Raw genomic sequence first — 22757 nt, forward strand, 5'->3', positions numbered from 1 at the left:
GATGAAAGAAGTATACATCACCAAGGCATCTACTTTTTTGCCAAATGAGCCGGTGACGAATGATGAAATGGAGAGCTATCTCGGTATGGTAAACGACACTCCTTCAAAAGCTAAAGCTTTAATTTTACGAAATAATCAGATAAAAACAAGATATTACGCTTTAGATAAAAATCAAAAAGCAACGCATACCAATGCAGATATCACGGCAAAAGCGATCGAAGGACTTTTTGATGATCATTTTACGAAAGACGATCTTCAACTGATCTCTTGCGGAACGACGTCTGCCGATCAGATTCAGCCTTCGCATGCATCAATGGTGCACGGCGTTTTAAAAACTAAAAACTCGGTGGAAATCAATACGTCAATGGGGCTTTGCAACGCCGGAATGAACGCATTAAACTACGGTTTTCTTTCGGTAAAAGCAGGCGTGAAAGACAATGCAGTCTGCGTCGGTTCTGAGCGTTTTTCTTCGTGGATGACTGCCGATAAATTTGATCACGAAGCAGAAAATCTGAAACTTCTTGAAGAAAGACCGATCATCGCCTTCAAAAGAGAATTTTTGAGATGGATGCTTTCCGATGGTGCAGGCGCATTTTTGCTGCAGGACAAACCGCGCGAAAACAGCACTTCGCTTCGTATAGAATTTATAGATTTTTATTCGTATGCTCATCAGATCGAGGCCTGTATGTACGCAGGAACTGAAAAACAGGAGGACGGAAGTCTAAAATCCTGGGCAGATTATCCTTCTGAAGAATGGCTGAAGCAGTCGATTTTTGCATTAAAACAAGATACAAAACTTCTTGATGAATTTATTCTGGTGAAAGGTGCCGAAAGTTTACGCGCGTCTTTTGACAAACACAATCTCGACCCGGAATCTATCGATCACGTGTTGGCCCATGTTTCTTCAGGTTATTTTAAAGAAGGTTTAAAGACCGAATTTGCTGCTGTCGGACTTGATTTCCCTTACGAAAAATGGTTTTACAACCTCTCAGAAGTTGGGAATATAGGTGCAGGTTCTATCTTTATCGCATTGGAAGAATTAATGAATTCCGGGAAACTGAAGAAAGGCGAAAAAGTTTTACTCTGCGTTCCTGAGAGCGGAAGATTTGCCTATTCATGTGCACTTTTAACGGTAGTTTAATGGAAATTCAGCTGCCGGTTTCAGACCCAGATTTTATCGGAAAACTCATTCCGCAAAAAACACCTTTTGTAATGGTAAGCGGGATTATCTCCTATTCTGAAACAGATTTGATTTCCGAATTTATCATTCCCGAAGATCATCTATTTGTTCAGAAAGGATATTTTCAGGCGAGCGGTTTGATCGAGCATCAGGCGCAGAGCGTGGCGCTTCATACCGGATTTAGACATCATCTTTTAGGTAAAGAAACGCCGACCGGTTATATCGGTGCAATAAAATCTTTTGAAGCGGAAGAACTGCCGAAAGCGGGAAGCAGACTTGAAAGTGAAATCACTATTTTAAATGAAATGCTTGGTGTAACTTCTGTTGAAATTATCACCAGACTTGAAGGGAAAACAATCGCCCGATCTGAGATGAAAACTGTCATTAAATAAATGGAAAACCACCTCGCATATATTCAGAATTTGCTTCCGCACCGCGCGCCGATGCTGATGGTGGATGAGATTCTTGAAATCACAGACAGCTTCATCGTGACAAAATTTTCCATTCGAAAAGATAATATTTTTATTTCTGAAAATAAATTCTGCGAAAGCGGACTCACTGAGCACTGCGCCCAAACGAGCGCTACGATTTTGGGAAATTCGATGTCAGCAGAAAAAGGAAAACCAATGATCGGATTTATTGCCAGCATCAAAAAAATAGAGATTTTTGATTTGCCGGATGTCGGCGAAAACATTATTTCAAAAGCGGAATTAATTTCGAGATACGAAAATATCTGTCAGGTAAAATGCGAAACTTTTCTCGGCGAAAAACTTCTTCTGCAGGCGGAAATCAGCATGTTTGTGCAGGAAATTTAAACTCAATATAAAAATGAAAAGCCGGCTTTCTGTCGGCTTTTTTTATGTTTAAACCGAAAGGTTTGATTTTCGCTATATTTGAATAAACAAATAATATGAGCGTAAAAGTAAGGTTCTATTCGTATGATGTAGAGTTTGAGTTTGAAAATTCGGTAGAATTTCCGGTGGCACCGCAAGTTGGCGATGAGGTGAATCTTATTTCATTTTTTAAATATCAGACGTCCGAGCGGCACGAATATTACGAAAACATGGAAGATCTAAACCTGTATGACAATGCTTTGGTCACTGAGCGCACATGGTGCCGCGACACACAGAAAGATGAAGTCTATATGCTGATTCAGCTGAAATACAAAAGGAGAAAATAAATTTTCCGGTTTAATGAGAACAAAAAAGTGAGACATTTCTGCCTCACTTTTTTTTATATAAACTAAACTTTTAGTAACCGAAAATCGTTTCCAAACTAACCTCTTCAAAACTTCCCATTTTATTGATAGAAGCCATATCTAAGTTTTCTTTTTTACCGATAATCGCCGTGTTGTACTTCAGCGGTTTGATATCAGCATTATAGAAACCCGTGAGCTGAGGCAATGACAGCATCTGAATTTCACCGTAAATATCTTTTCTGATATCGTAATCGATGCCCAGTTTTTTTAAAGCGAGCTGATTAAAATAAATATTCTGACGGTTGATTCTGGTACTCGCAATCTGTTTTAAAGCCGAACCTTTTGCATTCTCAAACTGCGCCGGAATTTGCGGGAAATCTGCCATTAAATCATTCATCGCATTTACAGCCATCGGAAGTTTGTTGGCCTGCGTTCCGATGTAATTGGTAATATAATTCGGATGATTTTTTTCGCTCGCCGTTGCATAAGAAACGTATGCAGAATATGCCAAAGACTTACTTTCTCTGATTTCCTGGAAAACAATTGAAGATAAGCCGCGCCCGAAATATTCGTTGAAAACATTTACTTTTCCAAAGTTTTTCAGATTCACTTCGCTGCCTTTTGCTACTTTAGACATCTCCATTTGTACCATATCGTAATTGGTAAAATATACCTTGTCCTGCGTCGCCGGCTCTGGGTATACTTTTGCTTTTGCCGGCTGCATTGTTGCGTTTACGATAAATGGTTTTGCCGCTTTTTCCATTTTTTGCTGATCCTGCCCGTAAATGAAAACTTCGTACGGATACATATTCAACGTTTTGATTTTCGACATCAGCTGATTCACATCAATATTTTGCAGACGCTCTTTAGAAATCACATCGCTCATTCTTGAATCTTTGCCGTATTTGGCATAATTGGTAAGTGCTGCCATGATTCTCGTTTTGTCTTTCTTGGCGACATCACGAGACTCCAAAATTGTTTTTACGGTCTGGCCGTAGATCGCTTTATCGGCTTTCACATCCGTCAGCCAGTGATTCATCAGTTCTACACCTTTTTTCATATTGCTTTCCAAACCGGTGAGCGTGATGATTGTCTGATCATTTGATGTTCTGAAACTGTTGCTGATTCCCAGTTTAAAAAACTCTTCTTTCAGCTGCTCCGGTGTATATTTATCGGTACCGAGATATTGCAAGACACTCACGCCCAGTGAAAGTTCTTTGTCATTATCCGTACCAAAAGGAAAAACATAGCTTACCTGCGCAACTTCGTTGTATTTGTTTTTTACGAAACTTACTTTTTTGTCTTTTATTTTACTTGTAGCAATCGCCGTATTGTAATCAATAAACTGAGGTCTGATGTCGCCTGCTTTTGTCGAAAGAATACTTTTCAAAAACGGAGACTGCGCATCACGGTTGATTTTAATCGGTGTAATCCCGGGATTTTGCACGCGCACCAATTTGTCATTCACTCCTTTTTCCTTGTAAACAACTACATAATTATCTTTAAAGAAATCATTTGCAAACTTTACAATATCTGCTTTAGAAATCTTCTCATACTCGTTGATATCATCGAGTTCCTGTTGCCAGGTTCTCTCATTAATATACGCACCGTAAAGTGTTGTGGCAAGTCCGTCGGCTGTTTCCAGACTTTTCATGCGCTGCACTTTCATATCATTAACGATCGCTTTCTGCATCCAGTCCGGGAAATCGCCTTTCTTAATCAAATCAATCTGAGAAAGCATTAATTTTTTAGCGTCATCAAAACTCTGCCCTTCCTTCGGCATCACATACATCGTGAAAGCGCCGTACATTTTATAAGGCGATTCGTACGCGCCTGCGCCCAAAACTTTCTGTTTCTGCGTAATATTCAAATCAATTAAACCGGCATCGCCGCTGTTGCTGAGAATTTCGCCAACCATTGTCGCGAGTCTCGCTTCCTTGCTTCCGTAGGAATCTGATCTCCAGGCCATCGTCATTCTTGGTGCAGACGGACTTTTCACAGTTCTCGTTACCACAGAAGTCATTGGTGTTTCAGTGACCATTTTTTTCATTGGAAGTTCTTTATATTTAAAACTGCCAAAATACTGATCGACCATTTTGATCGTTTTGTCAAAATCTAAATCGCCAACCAAAACCACTGCCATGTTGTTTGGCACGTAATACATGTCAAAATATTTGTGAATGGCCTCCATTGAAGGACTTTTCAGATGCTCAGAAGTTCCGATTGTTGTCTGCTGACCGTTTGGATGTTTCGGAAATAAAGCTTCCATTAAAGCATAATTTACCAGACGTCCGTCATTATCCTGCGCACGGTTGTATTCTTCATAAACTGCTTCCAGTTCTGTATGGAAAAGTCTCAGAACCAATTCTGAGAAACGTTCTTTTTCTATTTTAAGCCATTTTTCAAGCTCATTTGCCGGAATATTATTTTTGTAAACCGTTTCATCAAGCCAGGTGTGAGCATTGGTCCCTGTTGCTCCGAGTGAAGAAATTGCCTTGTCGTATTCGTTGGCTATCGCAAATTTTGAAGCTTCCTGAGAAACCTCATCGATTCTTTTGTACAGCGCTTTCTTTTTCTCCGGATCTTTTTCGGCTTTGTGCTGCTCATATAGATCTGAAATCTGCTGAAGCAAAACCTTTTCTTTCGCCCAATCCTGCGTTCCGAGATGCGAAGTTCCCTTGAAAACCATGTGTTCCAGATAATGTGCAAGTCCGGTATTGTCGCTCGGGTCATTATTAGAACCTGTTCTCACAGGAATATACGTCTGAATTCTCGGGGCATCGTCGTTTTTCGCGAGATATACTTTCAAACCGTTTTTTAAAGTATAAACACGCACGCCGGCCTGATCATTTTTTACCGTTTCGTAAGAATATCCAGCCGCATCGGTCACGGTTTGCGTTTCAAATTTTTGCGCCATGGCATTCAGCGCAAAAAATAAGGAAAGCGAAATGAAAACTTTCTTCATATTTTTTAAGGTATCAATTTTAAATAATTAGTGCAAGAACGTAAAACTTTGTTACATATTTTTAACTTTTGGCTGGGATTTTATCTAAACTTCAGCAAACAGCATCGGCTGACAATCTGCTTTAATTTTAGTAAATTAGCCCTCGAAAACCGATAAAAGTCATATTATATAAAGGTTTTAATCTGTATTAAATAAAATAAATCCGGTGAAAAAAGACGAAATCCCGCAGGATGAAAGCAACCTGCAGTCTGCAAACATGACCGAAATGCTGTATGTAACCGACGAAAACGACAATTATACAACGGTAAACAGCATCGGTTGGGACGCTAAAAAAGCAGCACTCGACGAATCGATGCAGCTGATAAACGAAAGGATAGAATCTGCAAAAAAAAACGTCGCTGCAGGAAACGCAAGCCCGATTGTTTATTTTATGGAACTCAATAAAATGGATTTTGCGGTGCTTGCTGCTTACGCGAATATGTGGCAATGGAACGTGAAAAGACACTGCAAACCAAATAATTTCAAAAAACTCAGCGATTCTGTGCTGAAAAAATATGCTGATGCTTTTTCGGTTTCGGTAGACGAACTCAAAAACTTCAGTGGGAAACAATAATGAAAATCAACTTTGAACATCACCAAACGGCACACTGCGAAAATGGTGTCGCCAGCAATCTGCTTTTAAACAAAGGTTTAAAACTGAGCGAACCGATGATTTTCGGGATCGGCTCGGGACTTTTTTTCGTGTATTTACCTTTTTTAAAAGTGAATTTTGCTCCGGGATTCAGTTACCGGCCGATGCCTGGGGCGATTTTCAGCAAAGCCGCAAATAGACTTGGCATAAAGATCAAACGTCAGAAATTTTCAGATCCTAAAGATGCGCAGCAGGCTTTAGAAAAAAATCTGGAGCAGAATATTCCGACCGGTCTGCAGGTTGGCGTTTTCAATCTTACGTATTTTCCGGAGGAATATAAATTTCATTTTAACGCCCACAATCTTGTGGTATACGGCAAAGAAGACGGCAAATTTCTCATCAGCGACCCTGTGATGGATTTTGCAACAACGCTTTCTGTGGCCGAGCTCGAAAAAGTGCGTTATGCGAAGGGCGCGCTGGCACCCAAAGGCCACATGTACTTTCCCACGCATATTCCTGAGCATGTAGATTTAGAATCAGCAATTAAAAAAGGCATCAAAGATACGTGCAGCAATATGCTTGCGCCTGTACCTATTGTTGGTGTGAAGGCGATTCGCTGGGTGGCAAGAAATATTCCCAAGTGGGCTCATAAGAAAGGCACAAAAGAAACCAATCATTATCTCGGCCAACTTATTCGTATGCAGGAAGAAATTGGTACCGGCGGCGGCGGATTTCGTTTTATTTATGGAGCTTTTTTGCAGGAAGCGGCTGTTATTTTAAAAAATGAAAAGCTGCATGAGCTTTCGAAAGAAATCACTGCAATCGGTGATCTCTGGAGAGATTTTGCTGTAGATATTGCGCGGGTGTACAAAAACCGAAATTCGAAAAGCGACATTTACAATGAGCTTTCAAAATCGATGCTTCACATTGCCGATCTGGAGGAAGCTTTTTATAAAAAACTGAAAAAAGCAATCTAATTGGATACGATTATCGAGATCAAAAATCTCTACAAAAAATATAAAAAAGCCGATTTTTTTTCGGTGAACGATATTTCTCTGGATATAAAAAAAGAAGAAATTTTCGGAATTCTCGGCCCAAACGGCGCGGGAAAAACCACTTTGCTTTCTATGCTTTCGGGATTGATTAAACCTACATCAGGAAGTTTCAGCATCGACGGGCTATCGCACAAAAAAGATCAGACAAAAATCAGACAGATCATCGGTGCTGTTCCACAGGAATATGCGCTTTATCCGACGCTTACCGCCAAAGAAAACCTGATGTATTTTGGGAGTCTTTATGGTTTGAAAAGCACCGTTCTGCACCGTGAAATCGATCACGATTTAGAGATGATGGGCCTGGCAAAATTCGCTGACACCAAAATAAGTCAGTTTTCCGGCGGAATGAAAAGACGCTGCAATCTGATCGCAGGAACGCTCCATCATCCGAGGGTTTTATTTCTTGATGAACCTACGGTCGGCGTGGATGTTCAGTCTAAAAAAGCGATTATCGATTATCTTTTAAATTTGAATAAAGAAGGCACAACGATCATTTACACTTCGCACCATTTGTCTGAAGCTGAAGAGTTCTGCACGCAGATCGCAATCATTGATCACGGAAAAATACACGCGACCGGTTCGCCGGAAGAGCTTATCAATTCGGTTCCTCAGGCACAAAATCTGGAGGAGGTTTTTATATCATTAACAGGAAAAGAGTTGCGGGATGTTGTATAAATTGTGGCGGAGTTTCATTAAAGAAATCCTTTTGCTGAAAAGGGATATCGGCGGTATTGTCATCATTTTTCTGATGCCTCTTTTGTTGATTATCACCATTACGCTGATTCAGGATTCTACATTTAAAAATCTGGAGGGCACAAGGATTCCGGTAATTTTTATTGACAACGACCGTTCGGAAGTTTCGGAAAGCATTAAAGCAAATCTTACCAATGCAAAAACGTTTTCGCTGCTCACCGATTTTAGCGAAAAGGAAGCAGAAAAAGCGGTTTTTGCAGGAAAATATCAGTTGGCTATTGTTATTCCAAAGAATCTGACGAGCGATCTGAATCAAAATATTGATGCCAAAGTACAGTCGATTGTGAGTTCATTTGGTCTGGAAACTGACGCTGCAAACTCAAAAAAAGAACTTCCCAAGACAAAGGAAATTCATCTGTACTTCGATCCGGCGACCAATACTTCCTTTAAAAATTCTGTCACAGACGGCATTAATAAAATGATTTTCGGGATTGAAAATAAAAAAATTTACACCGCATTTCAGGATCAGCTGGGCACTACGGAAGCTCTCGACAACAAAAGTCTGATCACATTTAAAGAAATAAAACCAGTCACGGAAGGAAAGAAAGAAATCTTGCCAAATTCTGTACAGCATAACGTTCCGGCGTGGGCGCTTTTCGCGATCTTTTTCATCGTAGTTCCTTTATCTATCAATTTAGTTAAAGAAAAAAGCCAGGGCACGAGTGTACGGATCCGTGTGAGTCCGACGCCTTATTACATTCATATTTTAGGCAAAACATTCACGTACATCATTATTTGTATGATACAGTTTTTACTGATGGTCGCTGTGGGAATATATCTTTTTCCTTACATGGATTTGCCGCAGTTTGACGTCACCGGAAAAATGTTTCATCTCCTCGTAGTTACTTTTTTTGCAGGTTTAGCAGCCATTGGATTTGGTATTTTACTGGGTACCATTGCAGACACACAAGAACAGTCGGCGCCTTTTGGGGCAACTTCAGTTGTAGTTTTGGCAGCGATCGGCGGAATCTGGGTTCCGGTTTTTCTGATGCCTGAATTTATGCAGAAAATTGCTGCATTTTCACCGATGAACTGGGGACTGAACGCGTATTATGATATAATTCTTCGAAATGCTGGGTTGTCGCAAATCGCCCCGAAATTGATTTTCCTGCTGGTTTTCTACATTGTGATGGTAGTAATTTCTTTATTATATGATCGAAAAAAAAATGAAGTCTGAGCAAAAAGATATAAAATTCACAGAAGAAATCCGTGTACGTTTTAACGAAACCGATCCGCTGGGAATCGTATGGCACGGCCATTACATCACGTATTTCGAAGATGGCAGAGAAGCCTTCGGACGAGCTCACGGCCTCACCTATCTTGATGTAAAAAACGCAGGATTTGCAACGCCAATAGTAAAAAGCAGCTGTGAACATTTTCTTCCGTTGAAATATGGTGAAACTTTCACGATCGTCACCACTTTGGTACCATCTGATTCGGCAAAGCTGATTTACACCTATCAGCTTTTTAATAAAGATAAAAAACTTGTTTGCAAAGGAGAAACGGTGCAGGTTTTTTTAGATTCTGAAAACAATCTCTGCCTGTACAACCCGGAATTTTTTCAAAGCTGGAAAAACAAAATGGGAATATGAAGAAGGACGTTTACATTACCGATTACAACTGCGTCACGCCACTTGGTTTCGATGTTGAAAACAACTGGAAAGCTCTCGTATCAGGACAATCTGGTGTACAGGAGCTTTATTTTGAAAATATGCAGAAATCATTTTTTGTAGCCAAAATCGATGATAAAATTTTAGAAGAAAAATTCAACAAAAATTTTAAAAATTCAGTTTTTTCGAGACTTGAAAAAATACTTATTTTAAGTCTTCAACCTTTAATCGAACAGAATAAAATTTCAGAGAAAACCGCGCTGATTTTTTCGACCACGAAAGGAAATATCAGTCTGATTAAAGGTCAAAATGAAATTCCAGAAAACGCGTATCTGGGAAATTCAGCACAGAAAATTGCGGATTTTTTTGATTTTAAAATAAAACCGGTTGTCATTTCAAATGCCTGTGTTTCCGGTGTGATGGCAATTTCTGTAGCGAAAAACATGATCTCAGCCGGAATTTGCGAAGATGCTTTCGTTTTGGCCGGCGACGAGATTTCAGAATTTGTGCTTTCAGGATTCAATTCTTTTCAGGCAATTTCAAAAGCAGTTTGCAAACCGTATGATGAAAACCGCGACGGCATTAATCTTGGTGAAGCTGCCGCTTCCTGCTTTATCACTGCTAATCCTAGCGGAAACGAAAATTTTAGTTTTAAAATATCCGGCGGATCAGCGATCAATGATGCTAATCATATTTCCGGGCCTTCACGCACCGGCGACGGACTTTTTGCAAGCGTAGAGAATGCGATGAAAGAAGCAAATGTTTCTTCCGGGCAGATTGATTTTATTTCTGCACACGGTACCGCGACGGTTTATAATGATGAAATGGAAGCGATTGCGTTTAACCGGGCGAACCTTCAAAACATACCGCTGCACAGTCTGAAGGCGTTTTACGGTCATACTTTAGGTGCTTCAGGTTTGCTGGAAAGCATCATTTCGATGGAAAGCGCGAAACGAAATTTGTTAATAGCTTCGAAAAACTTTGAAAAATCGGGAGTTTCACAATTTTTGAATATTCTTAAAGAAAATCAGGCTGCTAAAATCAATACAATTCTGAAGACAGCATCAGGTTTTGGCGGATGCAATGCCGCGATAATTCTTGAAAAAATCAATTAGGAAAAATGAAAAAAACAGATTTTTGCCAGATTGAAGCATCGAAAATTGCACTGAACGGCGACTTGATTTTTGAAAGTAATTCGGAACATTTTGCAGAGTTTTCCAAGGAAGCGTATAAGTTTTTAAATATAGATTATCCGAAGTTTCATAAAATGGATCATCTCAGCAAACTGGCTTTTCTGGCTTCCGAAATGATTCTTAAAAATGGTGATCACAGCAGAACTGCTTTGGTTTTCGCCAATAAATCTTCAAGCCTTGACACCGATTTTAAATATCAGCAAAGCATTAATTCGTCAGAAAATTTTTATCCGAGTCCTGCAGTATTTGTATATACACTCCCCAATATCTGTGTTGGCGAAATCAGCATCAGGCATCAACTTCAGACCGAAAATGCTTTTTTTGTGTTGGATTCATTTGATGAAGATTTTATCAATCGTTACGCTCAGCAGATTTTGGATTCCGGGAAAGCCGAAAAAGTGCTCTATGGCTGGGTAGAGCTTTATCAGGAAAGTTATCAGGCTTTCGTATATTTGCTGACTAAATAAAAATAACATTTAATCCTTGCGATTCTGAAGTTTTGATTTACATAAAACAAAATTTCTGCAAGTGTAAATTTCAAAATAAAATGGAAAATTTAAAAGAAGAATTAAAACACAAAATTATAGAAGTTCTTAACCTTGAAGATGTTGCAGTAGAGGAAATTAAGGATGAAGATCCACTTTTCGGTGGCGGTCTTGGTTTGGATTCTATCGATGCACTTGAGCTGATCGTGCTTTTAGATAAGGACTACGGAATTAAACTCAGCGATCCGAAAAAAGGAAAAGAAATCTTCGCTTCGGTTGATACGATGGCGAAATTTATAGAACAAAACAGAACTAAATAGGAAGATCCGGGAATTTGTATTGAGTAAAAATGAATAAAAAAGTTGCCATTACCGGCATGGGCATTATTTCTTCGATCGGAATCGGTGTGGAAGAGAATTTTCTGTCGCTGCAAAACAGCCGGCACGGAATTTCTGATATCGAAAATTTTGAAACTCGACACGCCGGAAAAATCAAAACCGGTGAAATCAAACTTTCGAATGCCGATTTACAAAAAATGCTCGGGCTTTCCGACGAAAATGCGGCTACACGAACTGCACTTTTAGGAATGGTCGCTGCCAGAGAAGCGCTTGAAAGTGCCGGAATAAGTGATGTCAGTGAATTTAAAACCGGACTAATCTCATCCACGAGCGTTGGCGGAATGGATGTCACCGAAAAATATTTTTACTCGTACGAAGATCATCCGGATAAGCAAAAGTATATTCATTCGCACGATGCGGGAACTTCTTCGCTCGCGATTGCTGACTTTTTGGATCTTCAGGGAATGGTTTCTACGGTAAGCACAGCATGTTCTTCCGCTGCAAACGCGATTATGATGGGCGCAAAATTGATCAGAAACGGTGTTTTAGACCGTGTGATTGTTGGCGGAACCGATGCGCTTTCAAAATTTACGCTGAACGGTTTCAATACACTGATGATTCTTACCGATTCTTACAATACGCCTTTTGACGATGACCGAAAAGGTCTAAATCTTGGTGAAGCTGCTGCTTTCCTCGTTTTGGAATCTGATGAAATGGTGAAAAAAGGCAATAAAAAAGTTTTGGGTTATGTTTCCGGTTACGGAAATGCCAACGATGCGCATCACCAGACTGCGTCTTCAGAAAACGGACAGGGCGCTTTTCTGGCGATGGAAAAAGCATTAAAAGTTTCAGGTTTAAATAAAGAAGATATCGATTATATCAACGTTCATGGAACTGCAACGCCAAATAATGATTTGTCTGAAGGCATTGCAATGATCCGGATTTTTGGCGAAAACAATGTACCGGATTTCAGTTCAACAAAAGCTTTTACCGGTCATACTTTAGCCGCTGCTGCCGCGATTGAAGCTGTCTTTTCTGTTTTGGCGATACAAAAAAGCTGTATTTTTCCAAATTTAAATTTTAAAACAAAAATGCAGGAATTTGATCTGACGCCGGTTACTGATTTTAAAGAGAAAAACATCGATCATGTGCTTTCCAATTCTTTCGGTTTTGGCGGGAACTGTTCTACTTTAATATTTTCAAAATCATGATCGCCGTGTATATAAACAGCGCCGTCTGCATCTCGGCTCAGGATACTTTAGGCGAAAATTTTTTCGGAAATCTGCAGCCTCATCTTTCAGAAAATGTTCTGAAAGCTATAGAGCCAAATTATAAAGAATTTATTCCGCCTGCGATGATCCGCAGAATGTCGAAAACAGTGAAAATGAGTTCGGTTGCTTCTAAAAAAGCTTTACAGGAAGCAAAAATAGAAAATCCGGATGCGATTATCGTTGGCACCGGAATGGGCTGCTCACAAGATTCAGAAAAATTCTTAAAAAACGTGATCGACAACAACGAAGAATTTTTAACACCGACGTATTTCATTCAGTCGACACACAACACCGTTTCCGGACAGATTGCACTTATACTGCAGTGTCATGGCTATAATTTTACGTATGTGAATTCTTCCTCATCTCTGGAATTTTCTTTGCTGGATGCTAAAATGCAGATTCAGGATGGCGATGCCGAAAATATTCTCGTAGGTTCGACCGACGAGGAAACGCAGCGCACAATGGAGCTTTTTGATCTGAATAAAACGATAAAAAAATCTGAAAATCTTCCCGCAGATTTCCTGAATTCGACGACTGATGGTGTGATTTGGGGCGAAGGTGCGAGTTTTTTTGTTGTCGGAAAAGATAAAAATGAAAACTCTTATGCGAAGCTTGTTGATGTTTCATTAATTAATAATCTTGAGCTTTCAGAAACTGCAAATTTCATTACACAATTTTTACACAAAAATAATATTGAACCTGATCAACTTGATGCAGTGATTCTCGGTTTCAGCGGTGATGCAAAATCTGATCTCTTTTATAAAAAAGCACAGGAAATCTTTCAAAATTCGATGCAGCTTTATTACAAACATTTGAGCGGAGAATTCAACACAGCAAGCGGATTTGCACTTTTCATGGCGTGCCAGATTCTGAAAAAACAGGAAATACCTGAAGTGATGAAAATCAATGAGATTAAAAAAGATAAGATCAGAAAAATTTTGCTTTACAATCACCTTGGCGGAACAGATCACAGCCTCTTACTTCTCGAAAAAATATAAGTATGGAATCTATTTTAAAAGATTTTTACCGCGTTGAAAAACTCAGCAATGATGACAGCGGAAATTTTACAGCTGAAATAAAACTGAATCCTTCCCACAACATTTTCAAAGGCCATTTCCCAGGAAATCCTGTAACGCCAGGCGTTTGCATGATGCAGATTGTAAAAGATCTTACCGAAAAATGTACCGCCGAAAAACTTTTTCTGAAGTCGGCATCGAATGTGAAATTTATGTCGGTCATTAATCCAGAAGAAAATCCGGATCTTATGATTCAGTTAAATATCAAAACGGAAGAAAATATCATCAAAGTAAAATCTACCACATTGTTTGGCGAGACTATTGCTCTGAAAATGTCTGCACAGTATCAAAAAATCCCCTAATGAAAATGCTTCTCACCTTTCTGGTTTCCTTTTTTGCTTTTTTTCAAAATTCCGATCTTGAATCGCTGCGAAATTCTTACGCGAAAGCCAATTCTTCGAATGATGCTACGCGTGCTTTCATCCAGACGGCTTCAAAAAAAACGTCGGCTGATCCTGCAGTAATCGGCTACAAGGCAGCCGCACAGATTATGGAAGCAAAAGTGACAACGGAAAAAAACAAGCGTAAAACCTTTGTAAAAACAGGTGCGACCCAGCTTGAAAATGTGGTGAAAAGCAATCCAAATAATGTTGAACTTCGTTTGATCCGTTTGAGTGTTCAGGAAAATCTGCCGAAAATTGTCGGGTACTCAAAAAATATTAAGGAAGATAAAATCTTTTTAATTGCTAATTATCCTAAGCAGAATTCGGCGATGAAAAACTACATCAAAAGATTTGCAATGCAGTCTAAAAGCATGTCTGCAGCAGAAAAAACAATCTTTAAATAAGTAAAAATGGAAGTTTCTGAAGTAAAGAATCCATTTTCTTCAGATAAAATCTGCATTATTATTCCGGCGTACAACAACGTCAAAACGCTTCCCGCAATTCTTGAAAGAACGCTGAAAATTACCCAAAATATCATCGTTGTAAATGACGGCTCGAAAGATTCTACTCAACAAATTCTCGATAACTATCTGGATATAGACGTTATTCATCTTCCACAAAACGTCGGAAAAGGAAATGCGCTGAAACTCGCTTTTCGCCATGCAGTCGCCAAAAAGTACGATTTCGCAGTTACGCTTGATGCCAGTGGACAATACGATCCGGAAGATCTTCCTCTTTTTTTTAAAGGAATAAATGATTCAGATGGCAAAACAGTTTTCGTTGGGCAACGCGATTTCAGTAAGAAAAATTTCAGTGTAAAATTAGCTGAATTTTGGTTTTGGCTGGAAACCGGACAAAAACTGAACGATGTGAACTGCGGATTCAGACTTTATCCACTGCAGTTTGTTCCAAAAAAATTCTTCACACCCAAGTTTGAATTTGAAATTGAAATTCTCGTTCGGCTTGCGTGGAAAAATTTAGAAATAAAAAACATTCCGGTTCATCATCACGAAAATCCGGTTGACAGAATATCGCATTTCAGACCGGTAAAGGATGTTATCAGAATTACTTTCCTGAATTTGATTTTAATTCTGATCACTGTATTTTATGTTATTCCGCGAAATTTCATTCAAAACCTACGGAAGAAAAGTTTTAAAAGATTTATAAAAGAAGATGTTTTGGCGAGTGAAGGGACGAACCGCACGAAAGCTTTCTCGATCGCGATGGGAATTTTTGTAGGATTTTCTCCTTTCTGGGGTTTTCATACGTTACTTGTCATCGGACTTTCTGTTGTTTTTAAACTTAATAAAGTTTTGGCTTTTGTTGTTTCAAATGTGAGTCTGCCGCCGTTTATTCCGTTTTTATTTGCGGCTTCACTGTATGTCGGTTCACCGTTTGTCTCGCAGAAAACGGATCTCTTCAGCCAGGAATTAAATTTTGATCTGATTAAAAATAATTTTGTGCAATACGCAATTGGAAGTATGATTCTCGCGGTTTCACTGTCTGCTCTTTCCTTTTTTATTTCGCTTTTTTTTCTTAATAAAATAAGTCCTGAGAAAAAATAAAAGCAGCAAATCTCAAGATCTGCTGCTTCTTTTAAAATATTTTAACTTTTATTTTTTAATGAATTTCTGAGAATAATTGTTACCGGATTTATCTTTAAGATTCAGAATATAAACCCCACTGCTGAGATGCGAAACCTGCAAAGTGTTTGTATCTGTTTTTTTAGAAAGCACTACTTTTCCGCTAAGATCGAAGATTTTTGCTTCTGCAGGTTTAAAGTCGCTTTTGGTAGTAAACTGCAAAACATCCTGCGCCGGATTTGGATAAACACTGAACATTCCTTTGTTGGTCGCCGGTTCTTTAACATCCAAGAATGATCCTTCCAGCACGAAAAGGGTAGCGTTTGGCGAAGGATTATTGATCACATCTACCGTTCCTGAAGGCCATTTTACCACAACTTTGGTAATCGCGGTTGCCTGTCCGATGCCAAAATGCGTATTCAGAGTATTCATATTCTGAAAGCCTATACCGCTCTGTACATCACGAATCTGTTTTCCCCAGGCGCCATAAATTTCAACGCGCGCACCAATTCCGTTTCTGTTGCTGGCTGTTCCCTGAAGGGTTACTTTCAGCCATTTATTCGTGTTCCCGTTATTCATTAAAATGCTGTTTCCATTCTGAATATCAAGAAAACCGTCGTTGTTTAAATCTCCAATTGGACGATTGTACTGATTGAGCGGATACGTATTTAAATTTGGAGTAAAATGAAACGCACCATCGCCAAACATAATCGTATTTCCGCCACCGAGAATATCTAAAAATCCGTCGTTGTCGAAATCATAAGCAACATATTCACGGCTTGTTGTCGCACCCGTATCGTAACCGGAACCGGAACTCACATCAGTAAATGTTCCGTTGCCGTTGTTCTTCATCACTTTGCTGAGACCATTAGAATTTGAATTCATTCCGATCAAAGCATCCACGTAACCGTCATTATTAAAATCGCCCCACGCAGAAGACCATGTTTGTGTAGGATTTGCCATATTCGCCGCGACAGAAACGTTGGTAAATGTTCCGTTACCATTGTTTCGGTGAAGTTCGTCGATATTTCCACCTGGACCTGAACCTCCGCCACTACATTTTGCGATATACAGATCCTGATCGCCGTCGTTATCATAATCCATCCATATCGATCCGTAGTTTCCTCCTGATGGAAAATCGCCCATTCCACCCTGATTGTGATTCATATTGGTGCCGTCGTTCATGTAAAATCGGTTCGGGGAATTATCGTCGCAGACAAAGGCATCGAGTTTTCCATCGTTATTAATATCAACAAAATTGGTTCGCTGTACGAGGAAACTCTGCGTTTTTCGGTCAGAGGTATAACCTGTTCCGGTAGAATTTGCTTTAACAAAGGCAATTCCGCTGCCCGATCCGTAGATAAGATCATTAAAGCCATTGTTGTCGTAATCGCCGGCTGCAATACTCCAGCTTGGCGTGATGATAGTAGAAGGAATGGTGTAAGTCGTATTGACAAAACCTCCAGTTGATTGCTGATGACTGATCATCATGCTTGTAGGACTGATAACTGACACAATATCATCACGGTAATCACCGTTCATATCAGCAATACAATGATTATAAGTTCCGCTGACTGTAACCGGAACAGTTGTAAAAGACAGCCGGTCTGGCGGCAAAACAACTTCTGAAACCGTAAAATTAAAGCCATTGCTGGTCCAGCGGTTATCAAACGCGATGTAATAAGTCGTGCCGGCAGTCACTGCAAAAGTAATCGCAGAAGCATAACCGGACGCATCATCATTTGAACCGACACAGATCAGAGAGCTGCAAGTTCCTTTATAAACAATCACACGCGTGTCAACATTTTGTCCGGCAATCACGGTAGAAACTTTTATATTACCACTTTGTGGAGCGGTATATTTATACCAAAGTCCGGCAGTTCCATTTGTCGTGAGACCGCAAAGCATTGTCGGCGCAGTTCCGTTAACCGTGGGTGCCGTAAAAGTTCCGAGAGAAAGATTTACTGCGGTGCTACAGTTCTGTTGCGCAGAAAAACTGCCGGCACATGAGAGCAGCAGCAGGTAATAGATTTTTTTCATATTGTTTTGAGGTTTAGTTACAAGGCTGAGTGAGAGAATTGATGTACTGTTGCAGCAGCGCAACACCTTCGTCATGCACCACGGTGCGACCCAAAAGCGGCATGCGGTTGCTTTCAGCGACAGAAGTCAGGCGGTAATTCATGACCGACTTATTATGATTTCCGGGCATAATGATCTTCTGAATCGTCGCATCCACAGGTTCATCTGCTGTTACACAAACCCCCAGATTGGCAAGAATATTTGTCTTACTGAAATTCAAACGGATCGCGCGGTAATCACAGCGTGCATTATCCTGATGACAGTGGGCACAGTTGATATCTAAATAAGATCGCAGACGGATATCTAATGGTTTCGTTGTATCATGGTAATCCACCGTAGACACAATATTGCTTGGGTAACTTCCCAGATATCCTTCATTTACCATTTTTTGCAGCTGATTTTTAACGCCATCTGAGTAACCGTAGGTTTTATTGAGATTCTGAGGTTTTACACCGATCGGCACAGGCTGATTATTGAGTTTGTGACAGGCAAAACATTCAGCTTCAGAAGGAATTCGGTAGTCGATGTCCATCACGTTTCCATTATCTTTTTTAAAGGAAACGGCTTTTGTACTTCCGCTTGTAAAATCGGTTCCGGTCACCAAAGTCGCTTCGGTCTGTGCATCATTCCAAATGTATTCTGCGAAAGTCCAGCCGCTTGATTTTTTGATCATCAGGCGAGTTTCCATAATTTTTGTTCCGTTATTTGGCTGAACAGTATTGTAGTAAAAACTTTTAATTAAAACCGTTCCCACCGGAAAATTCAGAGATTTATCGTCACCGTCGTATGCTGCTTTTGTGCCCGCAGGCATCCAGACAAATCTTTTCTTTAAAGCATAATCGGTAAAAAGCGAACTGCTTGGCTCGTAAGGAAGCACTTTTGCTACAGGATCTAGATTTTTAAGTTCTCCTTTAAAAAAAGAATACGTAGAAAGTTTCGCGTACGGAACTTCATTAATATTAAAATTAACCGCCGTTTCAGGTTGAGTTTCTACATAACCTTCGTCAGGTTTACAGGAAATTATGGAGAGAAAAGTAAATAGAAAAAGAATAAATTTAGGTTTCACGGAAATGTTTTTAGAATAGCGAATATAGACAATCCCCCAATCCACACAAAACATTTTCATAAAAATTTAATAATTTAGATCATAATACCACAACTCAAAGCTTGAATAATTGTGAAATTCTTATCTAAATTTTATAATGCTTAAATATTTCTAAAACTAGGAATAGATACCGCCGTTGATGTTAATCACCTCGCCAGTGATGTAAGAAGATTTTTTTGAAGCCAAAAAAACAACCAAATCAGCAACTTCCTCCGCTTCTCCAAACCGGTTCACCGGAATCATATTTTTCAGCTCTTTCTCATCAAAATCTTTGGTCATTTCTGTCCTGATAAATCCTGGCGCAACAGCATTTACAGTAACGTTTCTCTTGGCAACTTCTAATGCTAAAGCTTTTGTAACACCTACCAATGCTCCTTTTGCGGCAGAATAATTGGTTTGTCCGGCACTTCCTTTCACCCCGGAAACCGAAACCATATTAATGATTCGACCGTATTTATTGCGAAGCAGTTTTTGAATGAAAAAATTAGTCACATTGTAAAAACCATTGAGACTGGTGTTGATTACAGAATTCCAGTCTTCGCTCGGCATCCACATAAATAAACCATCGCGGGTGATTCCGGCATTGTTAACAATCACTTCTACAATTGCATTTTCGTTATTCGCTTCCCAAGAACTAAGAACGGTTTTTGCCTCTTCTGCATTTCCGACATCAAATTTTAAAATTTCTCCCGTCGCTCCGAGCTCTTCAACATTCTTTAAAGTTTCTTCAGCCGCCGTTTGATTGGAAGTATAATTGATCAGAAGATGATAATTTTTCTCTTCTGCGAGTTTTAGGCAAATTGCTCTGCCGATTCCGCGCGATCCGCCGGTTACCAGTGCACATTTTTTCATCTTAAATCTGAGTTTTTTTGAAATACTGTTTTACACTTTCCAAGTACGGATACATCACCATATCTTCTGCAAATGCCGGAACAATTTCGCGGATATCTTCGTACAGTTCTTTGGTTTTTGAAGAAATTCTGTCCTGAAAACCAAGATATTCTATCGCCTGTACAATGGTAATGGCTTCAATGGAGAGCACTTCAAAAGCATTTTCAATCACCTTTCGGCAAATCACCGCAGCATTGGTTCCCATGCTCACAATATCCTGATTATCATTATTATTAGGAATGCTGTGAATATACATTGGGTTTGAAAGCATCTGACTTTCGGCCGTTGTCGACGTTGCGGTAAACTGTACACCCTGTATTCCAAAATTGAAACCCAGTTTCCCCAGATTCACAAATGGCGGAAGAATTTCATTGATTTTTGAATTGACCAAATAATTTAGCTGGCGCTCTGCAAGCATGGTGAGTTTGGTAACCGCAATTTTCAGTTTGTCCATTTCCAAAGCGACATAATCGCCATGGAAATTTCCTCCGTGGTAAACGTGCTGGTCTTTCACGTTGATAATGGGATTGTCGTTTGCCGAATTGATTTCGTTTTCTAAAACTTTTTCGGTGTATTCTAAAGTATCCAAAACCGGCCCGAGAATCTGCGGAACGCAACGGAGTGAATAATATTCCTGCACTTTATCTTTAAAAACAGTTTCCTGATCTTCAAAATGAGTATACAGATGATCGGCTCTTTTTCTTATCAACTTACTGTCTGAAAGATACGAACGCATTCTCTCTGCAACCTTCTGCTGACCATGGTGTAATTTTGTTCCATTTAATGACTCTGAAAGATGATCATCATAAGCCTGAACAATCTCATTAATCGCACAAGAAAGCTTGATTGAAATTTCAGTTAATTGGTTAGTTTTAAATGAATTAACAGCGCCGATTCCGCTCATGACGGATGTTCCGTTCATTAAAGCCAAACCTTCACGGATTTCTACATTAATCGGCTTTAAATTGGTTTCCGCAAAAACATCTTTAGTCAATCTTCTTTCGCCATTCACAAAGACTTCACCCTCACCAATTAAAACCAAAGCCAAATGTGCGAGCTGCACCAAATCACCACTCGCACCTACTCCACCATGTTCAAAAATAAGTGGCGTAATATTTCTGTTAATCAGTTCTTTAAGCAAATAAATAACTGAATCGTGCACGCCGGAAAAACCAAGCGATAAAACATTCAGCCGGGCCAACATACTGGCACGGACTTCATCTTCCGGTAACGGATTTCCAAAACCTGAAGAGTGGCTTCTGATGAGATTATACTGCAGCTGATTTTTTCTGTCGTCACTTATTTTAAACTGAGCCATCGGTCCAAAACCAGTATTCACGCCATAAATCACCTTATTTTCAGAAAATTCTTTCAGGAAATTAAAACTTTCCTGCACGCGCGCAAGCAATGAAGAATCGAGCTCGATTTTCCCGTTTTCGATGATGATTTTTTGAAAATCTTTAAGCTTTAAAAAGTCTTTTATGATCATAAGGTAAGGCGTGAAAAGTTTTAATACAGAACCGAATTTCTGAGCGGTTTTTCGTGAGGCCAAATATAATCCGATTTATCAAAACAAAAAAATGAGGAAGTTGAAGCCAACTTTACGGATTTCTGAGATCTAAAAAGTTTATCGGTTTCCGGCTGTTTTGAGGGAAAACCTCTTTAGAAAGCATTTCAAAACAGATCATTTCGATTTTTGGACTCACTCTCAGTTTCGCACGAAAATGATCACGGATTTCATTTTCAAACTCTAAACTGCTGTTTTCGGTGCTGATTTTAATAATAATTTCATCAAGGCCAATTTCGTTTGACTGAATGACAATCTGGTAACAGTCTATCCCAGCAAAATCATTAAGTATGTCGCTCATCGCCGGCGGATAAAGCGTTGTTCCTTTATATTTTATCATGTGCTGCTTGCGACCGATCACAGGCCCAAGTCGCATCGTATTTCGTCCGCATTCGCAAGGCTCACTATGCGCTTTTACAAGATCGCCCGTTTTAAATCTCAGCAGTGGCAGAGCTTCAACACCCAAAGTCGTGATCACCAATTCGCCACTTTCACCTTCCAAAACAGCGTTTCCATGGTGATCAAGAATTTCTGTAATAATGAGTTCGGGATGTTGGTGACCGCCTTTTTGATGCTCACATTCGGTGAAAGCAGTGCTCATTTCTGTCGAAGCGTAAGTGGAAAAAAGCTGGATCTTCCATTTTTCCTTAATTTTCTGCGAAAGAATATTGTCTGTGAAATCCTGATTTTTAATGCTTTCGCCGATACAAACGGCTCCAAAAACTCCGGAATTCTGATAATCAATATTGTTTTTTTCGGCGTAATCAATCATTTTTAACAGAAAAGAAGGCACTGTAATAAGATATTTTGGCTTGTATCTGAAAATAGAATCCCACTGCAGTTCTGGTATTCCCGGCCCCATTCTCACCACACTCGCGCCCATTTTTCTTAACCCTAAAAAATATGCCAGACCAGCCATAAAACGCTTGTCAATCGTGGTTATCATCTGCACAACATCACCCTTTTTGATTCCGGCGCAGGCAAAAGAAATTGCTTCGTTGTAGGCAAGCCGTTCAAGATCACGATCTGAAAGTCCGAAAGTTACGGGATCGCCCAAAGTTCCGGAAGTTGTGCTGTAATCGACAATTTCGGTCTGCGGAATGCAAAAAAATGCGTCGTTATTTCTCTGGAGATCGTCTTTCGTAGTCACAGGGATTTTCCGCAGATCTTCCAACGTTTTAATTTCAGCAATATCAATATTGTTTTCTGAGAAAAGTGTTTGGTAAAAAGGAGATTTTTTATCGAGATAAACCAAAAGTTCTCGCAGTTTTTCTTCCTGAAAATTTTTGATTTCCTGAAGGTTTTTTCTTTCAACGGACGGATACAGTTCCACTAATTTTCAGATTTAATTCAGCAAATTTATTTAAAATAAAAATAGCGCACACCTGATTAAA

23 protein-coding genes are annotated in these 22757 nt (G+C 39.6%); 17 read left to right on the top strand and 6 right to left on the bottom strand.

The window, feature by feature from the left end; genetic code table 11:
* Nucleotide 1: 1 nt before the first annotated feature.
* The 4 genes from ASG01_RS03785 to ASG01_RS03800 all read left to right on the top strand — a co-directional run bounded on the left by ASG01_RS03785 (nucleotide 2) and on the right by ASG01_RS03800 (nucleotide 2360).
* Nucleotides 2–1141 (top strand): beta-ketoacyl-ACP synthase III, encoded by a 1140-nt coding sequence (locus ASG01_RS03785; RefSeq protein ID WP_055860100.1) that lies wholly within the window; start codon nucleotides 2–4, stop codon nucleotides 1139–1141.
* Nucleotides 1141–1572 carry a hypothetical protein gene (locus tag ASG01_RS03790; RefSeq protein WP_055860105.1) on the top strand — a complete coding sequence of 144 codons (432 nt, stop codon included), beginning with the start codon at nucleotides 1141–1143 and terminating at the stop codon, nucleotides 1570–1572. The genes ASG01_RS03785 and ASG01_RS03790 overlap by 1 nt, the downstream gene beginning before the upstream one ends.
* A complete protein-coding gene (locus ASG01_RS03795; RefSeq protein ID WP_055860107.1) occupies nucleotides 1573–1995 on the top strand; it encodes a hypothetical protein in 423 nt (140 codons plus the stop codon).
* 95 nt (nucleotides 1996–2090) lie between these two features.
* A complete protein-coding gene (locus tag ASG01_RS03800; RefSeq protein ID WP_055860109.1) occupies nucleotides 2091–2360 on the top strand; it encodes a hypothetical protein in 270 nt (89 codons plus the stop codon).
* 70 nt (nucleotides 2361–2430) lie between these two features.
* On the opposite strand, the gene ASG01_RS03805 is transcribed toward ASG01_RS03800, so the two are convergent.
* Nucleotides 2431–5343, bottom strand: a complete 2913-nt coding sequence (locus ASG01_RS03805; protein WP_055860111.1) for a M16 family metallopeptidase — start codon at nucleotides 5341–5343, stop codon at nucleotides 2431–2433.
* Nucleotides 5344–5548: 205 nt separating this feature from the next.
* Here ASG01_RS03805 and ASG01_RS03810 point away from each other — a divergent pair, with 205 nt between their 5' ends.
* The 13 genes from ASG01_RS03810 to ASG01_RS03870 are packed head-to-tail and all read left to right on the top strand — an operon-like array spanning nucleotide 5549 to nucleotide 15703.
* On the top strand, nucleotides 5549–5956 hold the full coding sequence (locus tag ASG01_RS03810; RefSeq protein WP_055860113.1) for a hypothetical protein: 408 nt from the start codon (nucleotides 5549–5551) through the stop codon (nucleotides 5954–5956).
* Nucleotides 5956–6951 carry a BtrH N-terminal domain-containing protein gene (locus ASG01_RS03815; RefSeq protein WP_055860116.1) on the top strand — a complete coding sequence of 332 codons (996 nt, stop codon included), beginning with the start codon at nucleotides 5956–5958 and terminating at the stop codon, nucleotides 6949–6951. Before ASG01_RS03810 ends, ASG01_RS03815 begins: the two co-directional genes overlap by 1 nt.
* On the top strand, nucleotides 6952–7704 hold the full coding sequence (locus tag ASG01_RS03820) for an ABC transporter ATP-binding protein (RefSeq protein WP_082498280.1): 753 nt from the start codon (nucleotides 6952–6954) through the stop codon (nucleotides 7702–7704).
* Nucleotides 7694–8959, top strand: coding sequence for an ABC transporter permease (locus tag ASG01_RS03825; RefSeq protein ID WP_055860118.1), 1266 nt, complete (start codon nucleotides 7694–7696; stop codon nucleotides 8957–8959). Before ASG01_RS03820 ends, ASG01_RS03825 begins: the two co-directional genes overlap by 11 nt.
* Nucleotides 8949–9374: an acyl-CoA thioesterase gene (locus tag ASG01_RS03830; RefSeq protein WP_117613414.1), complete on the top strand. Its 426-nt coding sequence runs from the start codon at nucleotides 8949–8951 to the stop codon at nucleotides 9372–9374. The genes ASG01_RS03825 and ASG01_RS03830 overlap by 11 nt, the downstream gene beginning before the upstream one ends.
* A complete protein-coding gene (locus tag ASG01_RS03835) occupies nucleotides 9371–10507 on the top strand; it encodes a beta-ketoacyl synthase N-terminal-like domain-containing protein (protein ID WP_055860124.1) in 1137 nt (378 codons plus the stop codon). The genes ASG01_RS03830 and ASG01_RS03835 overlap by 4 nt, the downstream gene beginning before the upstream one ends.
* A 5-nt stretch (nucleotides 10508–10512) precedes the next feature.
* Complete coding sequence (locus ASG01_RS03840; protein ID WP_055860126.1) at nucleotides 10513–11052, top strand: hypothetical protein; 540 nt, start codon at nucleotides 10513–10515, stop codon at nucleotides 11050–11052.
* A 41-nt stretch (nucleotides 11053–11093) separates the two neighbouring features.
* Complete coding sequence (locus tag ASG01_RS03845) at nucleotides 11094–11390, top strand: phosphopantetheine-binding protein (RefSeq protein ID WP_262483861.1); 297 nt, start codon at nucleotides 11094–11096, stop codon at nucleotides 11388–11390.
* 29 nt (nucleotides 11391–11419) lie between these two features.
* On the top strand, nucleotides 11420–12619 hold the full coding sequence (locus ASG01_RS03850) for a beta-ketoacyl-[acyl-carrier-protein] synthase family protein (protein ID WP_055860134.1): 1200 nt from the start codon (nucleotides 11420–11422) through the stop codon (nucleotides 12617–12619).
* Nucleotides 12616–13677, top strand: a complete 1062-nt coding sequence (locus ASG01_RS03855; RefSeq protein ID WP_055860137.1) for a beta-ketoacyl synthase N-terminal-like domain-containing protein — start codon at nucleotides 12616–12618, stop codon at nucleotides 13675–13677. Before ASG01_RS03850 ends, ASG01_RS03855 begins: the two co-directional genes overlap by 4 nt.
* Nucleotides 13678–13679: 2 nt before the next feature.
* On the top strand, nucleotides 13680–14057 hold the full coding sequence (locus ASG01_RS03860; protein ID WP_082498281.1) for a 3-hydroxyacyl-ACP dehydratase: 378 nt from the start codon (nucleotides 13680–13682) through the stop codon (nucleotides 14055–14057).
* A complete protein-coding gene (locus ASG01_RS03865) occupies nucleotides 14057–14542 on the top strand; it encodes a hypothetical protein (RefSeq protein ID WP_055860139.1) in 486 nt (161 codons plus the stop codon). Before ASG01_RS03860 ends, ASG01_RS03865 begins: the two co-directional genes overlap by 1 nt.
* Before the next feature lie 6 nt (nucleotides 14543–14548).
* Entirely contained in the window at nucleotides 14549–15703 is a 1155-nt protein-coding gene (locus tag ASG01_RS03870) for a DUF2062 domain-containing protein (protein WP_055860141.1), read from the top strand.
* A 48-nt stretch (nucleotides 15704–15751) separates the two neighbouring features.
* Here ASG01_RS03870 and ASG01_RS03875 read toward each other — a convergent pair whose 3' ends face one another.
* The 5 genes from ASG01_RS03875 to ASG01_RS03895 all read right to left on the bottom strand — a co-directional run bounded on the left by ASG01_RS03875 (nucleotide 15752) and on the right by ASG01_RS03895 (nucleotide 22690).
* Complete coding sequence (locus ASG01_RS03875) at nucleotides 15752–17761, bottom strand: FG-GAP-like repeat-containing protein (protein WP_055860143.1); 2010 nt, start codon at nucleotides 17759–17761, stop codon at nucleotides 15752–15754.
* A gap of 13 nt (nucleotides 17762–17774) precedes the next feature.
* On the bottom strand, nucleotides 17775–18926 hold the full coding sequence (locus tag ASG01_RS03880; RefSeq protein WP_238584500.1) for a hypothetical protein: 1152 nt from the start codon (nucleotides 18924–18926) through the stop codon (nucleotides 17775–17777).
* A gap of 96 nt (nucleotides 18927–19022) precedes the next feature.
* Complete coding sequence (gene fabG, locus ASG01_RS03885) at nucleotides 19023–19757, bottom strand: 3-oxoacyl-ACP reductase FabG (RefSeq protein ID WP_055860145.1); 735 nt, start codon at nucleotides 19755–19757, stop codon at nucleotides 19023–19025.
* Between the two features lies 1 nt (nucleotide 19758).
* Nucleotides 19759–21285, bottom strand: coding sequence for a histidine ammonia-lyase (gene hutH / locus ASG01_RS03890; RefSeq protein ID WP_055862163.1), 1527 nt, complete (start codon nucleotides 21283–21285; stop codon nucleotides 19759–19761).
* Nucleotides 21286–21397: 112 nt separating this feature from the next.
* Nucleotides 21398–22690 carry an AMP-binding protein gene (locus ASG01_RS03895; RefSeq protein ID WP_185097221.1) on the bottom strand — a complete coding sequence of 431 codons (1293 nt, stop codon included), beginning with the start codon at nucleotides 22688–22690 and terminating at the stop codon, nucleotides 21398–21400.
* Between the last annotated feature and the right edge of the window lie 67 nt (nucleotides 22691–22757).

The sequence above is a fragment of the Chryseobacterium sp. Leaf180 genome, from assembly GCF_001424585.1.
Lineage (GTDB): Bacteria > Bacteroidota > Bacteroidia > Flavobacteriales > Weeksellaceae > Chryseobacterium.

Coding starts and splice junctions, on each gene's coding strand:
- ASG01_RS03785 (WP_055860100.1), top strand. CDS start 2: ATGAAAGAAGTATACATCACCAAGGCATCTACTTTTTTGCCAAATGAG.
- ASG01_RS03790 (WP_055860105.1), top strand. CDS start 1,141: ATGGAAATTCAGCTGCCGGTTTCAGACCCAGATTTTATCGGAAAACTC.
- ASG01_RS03795 (WP_055860107.1), top strand. CDS start 1,573: ATGGAAAACCACCTCGCATATATTCAGAATTTGCTTCCGCACCGCGCG.
- ASG01_RS03800 (WP_055860109.1), top strand. CDS start 2,091: ATGAGCGTAAAAGTAAGGTTCTATTCGTATGATGTAGAGTTTGAGTTT.
- ASG01_RS03805 (WP_055860111.1), bottom strand. CDS start 5,343: ATGAAGAAAGTTTTCATTTCGCTTTCCTTATTTTTTGCGCTGAATGCC.
- ASG01_RS03815 (WP_055860116.1), top strand. CDS start 5,956: ATGAAAATCAACTTTGAACATCACCAAACGGCACACTGCGAAAATGGT.
- ASG01_RS03825 (WP_055860118.1), top strand. CDS start 7,694: ATGTTGTATAAATTGTGGCGGAGTTTCATTAAAGAAATCCTTTTGCTG.
- ASG01_RS03830 (WP_117613414.1), top strand. CDS start 8,949: ATGAAGTCTGAGCAAAAAGATATAAAATTCACAGAAGAAATCCGTGTA.
- ASG01_RS03835 (WP_055860124.1), top strand. CDS start 9,371: ATGAAGAAGGACGTTTACATTACCGATTACAACTGCGTCACGCCACTT.
- ASG01_RS03840 (WP_055860126.1), top strand. CDS start 10,513: ATGAAAAAAACAGATTTTTGCCAGATTGAAGCATCGAAAATTGCACTG.
- ASG01_RS03850 (WP_055860134.1), top strand. CDS start 11,420: ATGAATAAAAAAGTTGCCATTACCGGCATGGGCATTATTTCTTCGATC.
- ASG01_RS03855 (WP_055860137.1), top strand. CDS start 12,616: ATGATCGCCGTGTATATAAACAGCGCCGTCTGCATCTCGGCTCAGGAT.
- ASG01_RS03860 (WP_082498281.1), top strand. CDS start 13,680: ATGGAATCTATTTTAAAAGATTTTTACCGCGTTGAAAAACTCAGCAAT.
- ASG01_RS03865 (WP_055860139.1), top strand. CDS start 14,057: ATGAAAATGCTTCTCACCTTTCTGGTTTCCTTTTTTGCTTTTTTTCAA.
- ASG01_RS03870 (WP_055860141.1), top strand. CDS start 14,549: ATGGAAGTTTCTGAAGTAAAGAATCCATTTTCTTCAGATAAAATCTGC.
- ASG01_RS03875 (WP_055860143.1), bottom strand. CDS start 17,761: ATGAAAAAAATCTATTACCTGCTGCTGCTCTCATGTGCCGGCAGTTTT.
- ASG01_RS03880 (WP_238584500.1), bottom strand. CDS start 18,926: ATGAAAATGTTTTGTGTGGATTGGGGGATTGTCTATATTCGCTATTCT.
- fabG (WP_055860145.1), bottom strand. CDS start 19,757: ATGAAAAAATGTGCACTGGTAACCGGCGGATCGCGCGGAATCGGCAGA.
- hutH (WP_055862163.1), bottom strand. CDS start 21,285: ATGATCATAAAAGACTTTTTAAAGCTTAAAGATTTTCAAAAAATCATC.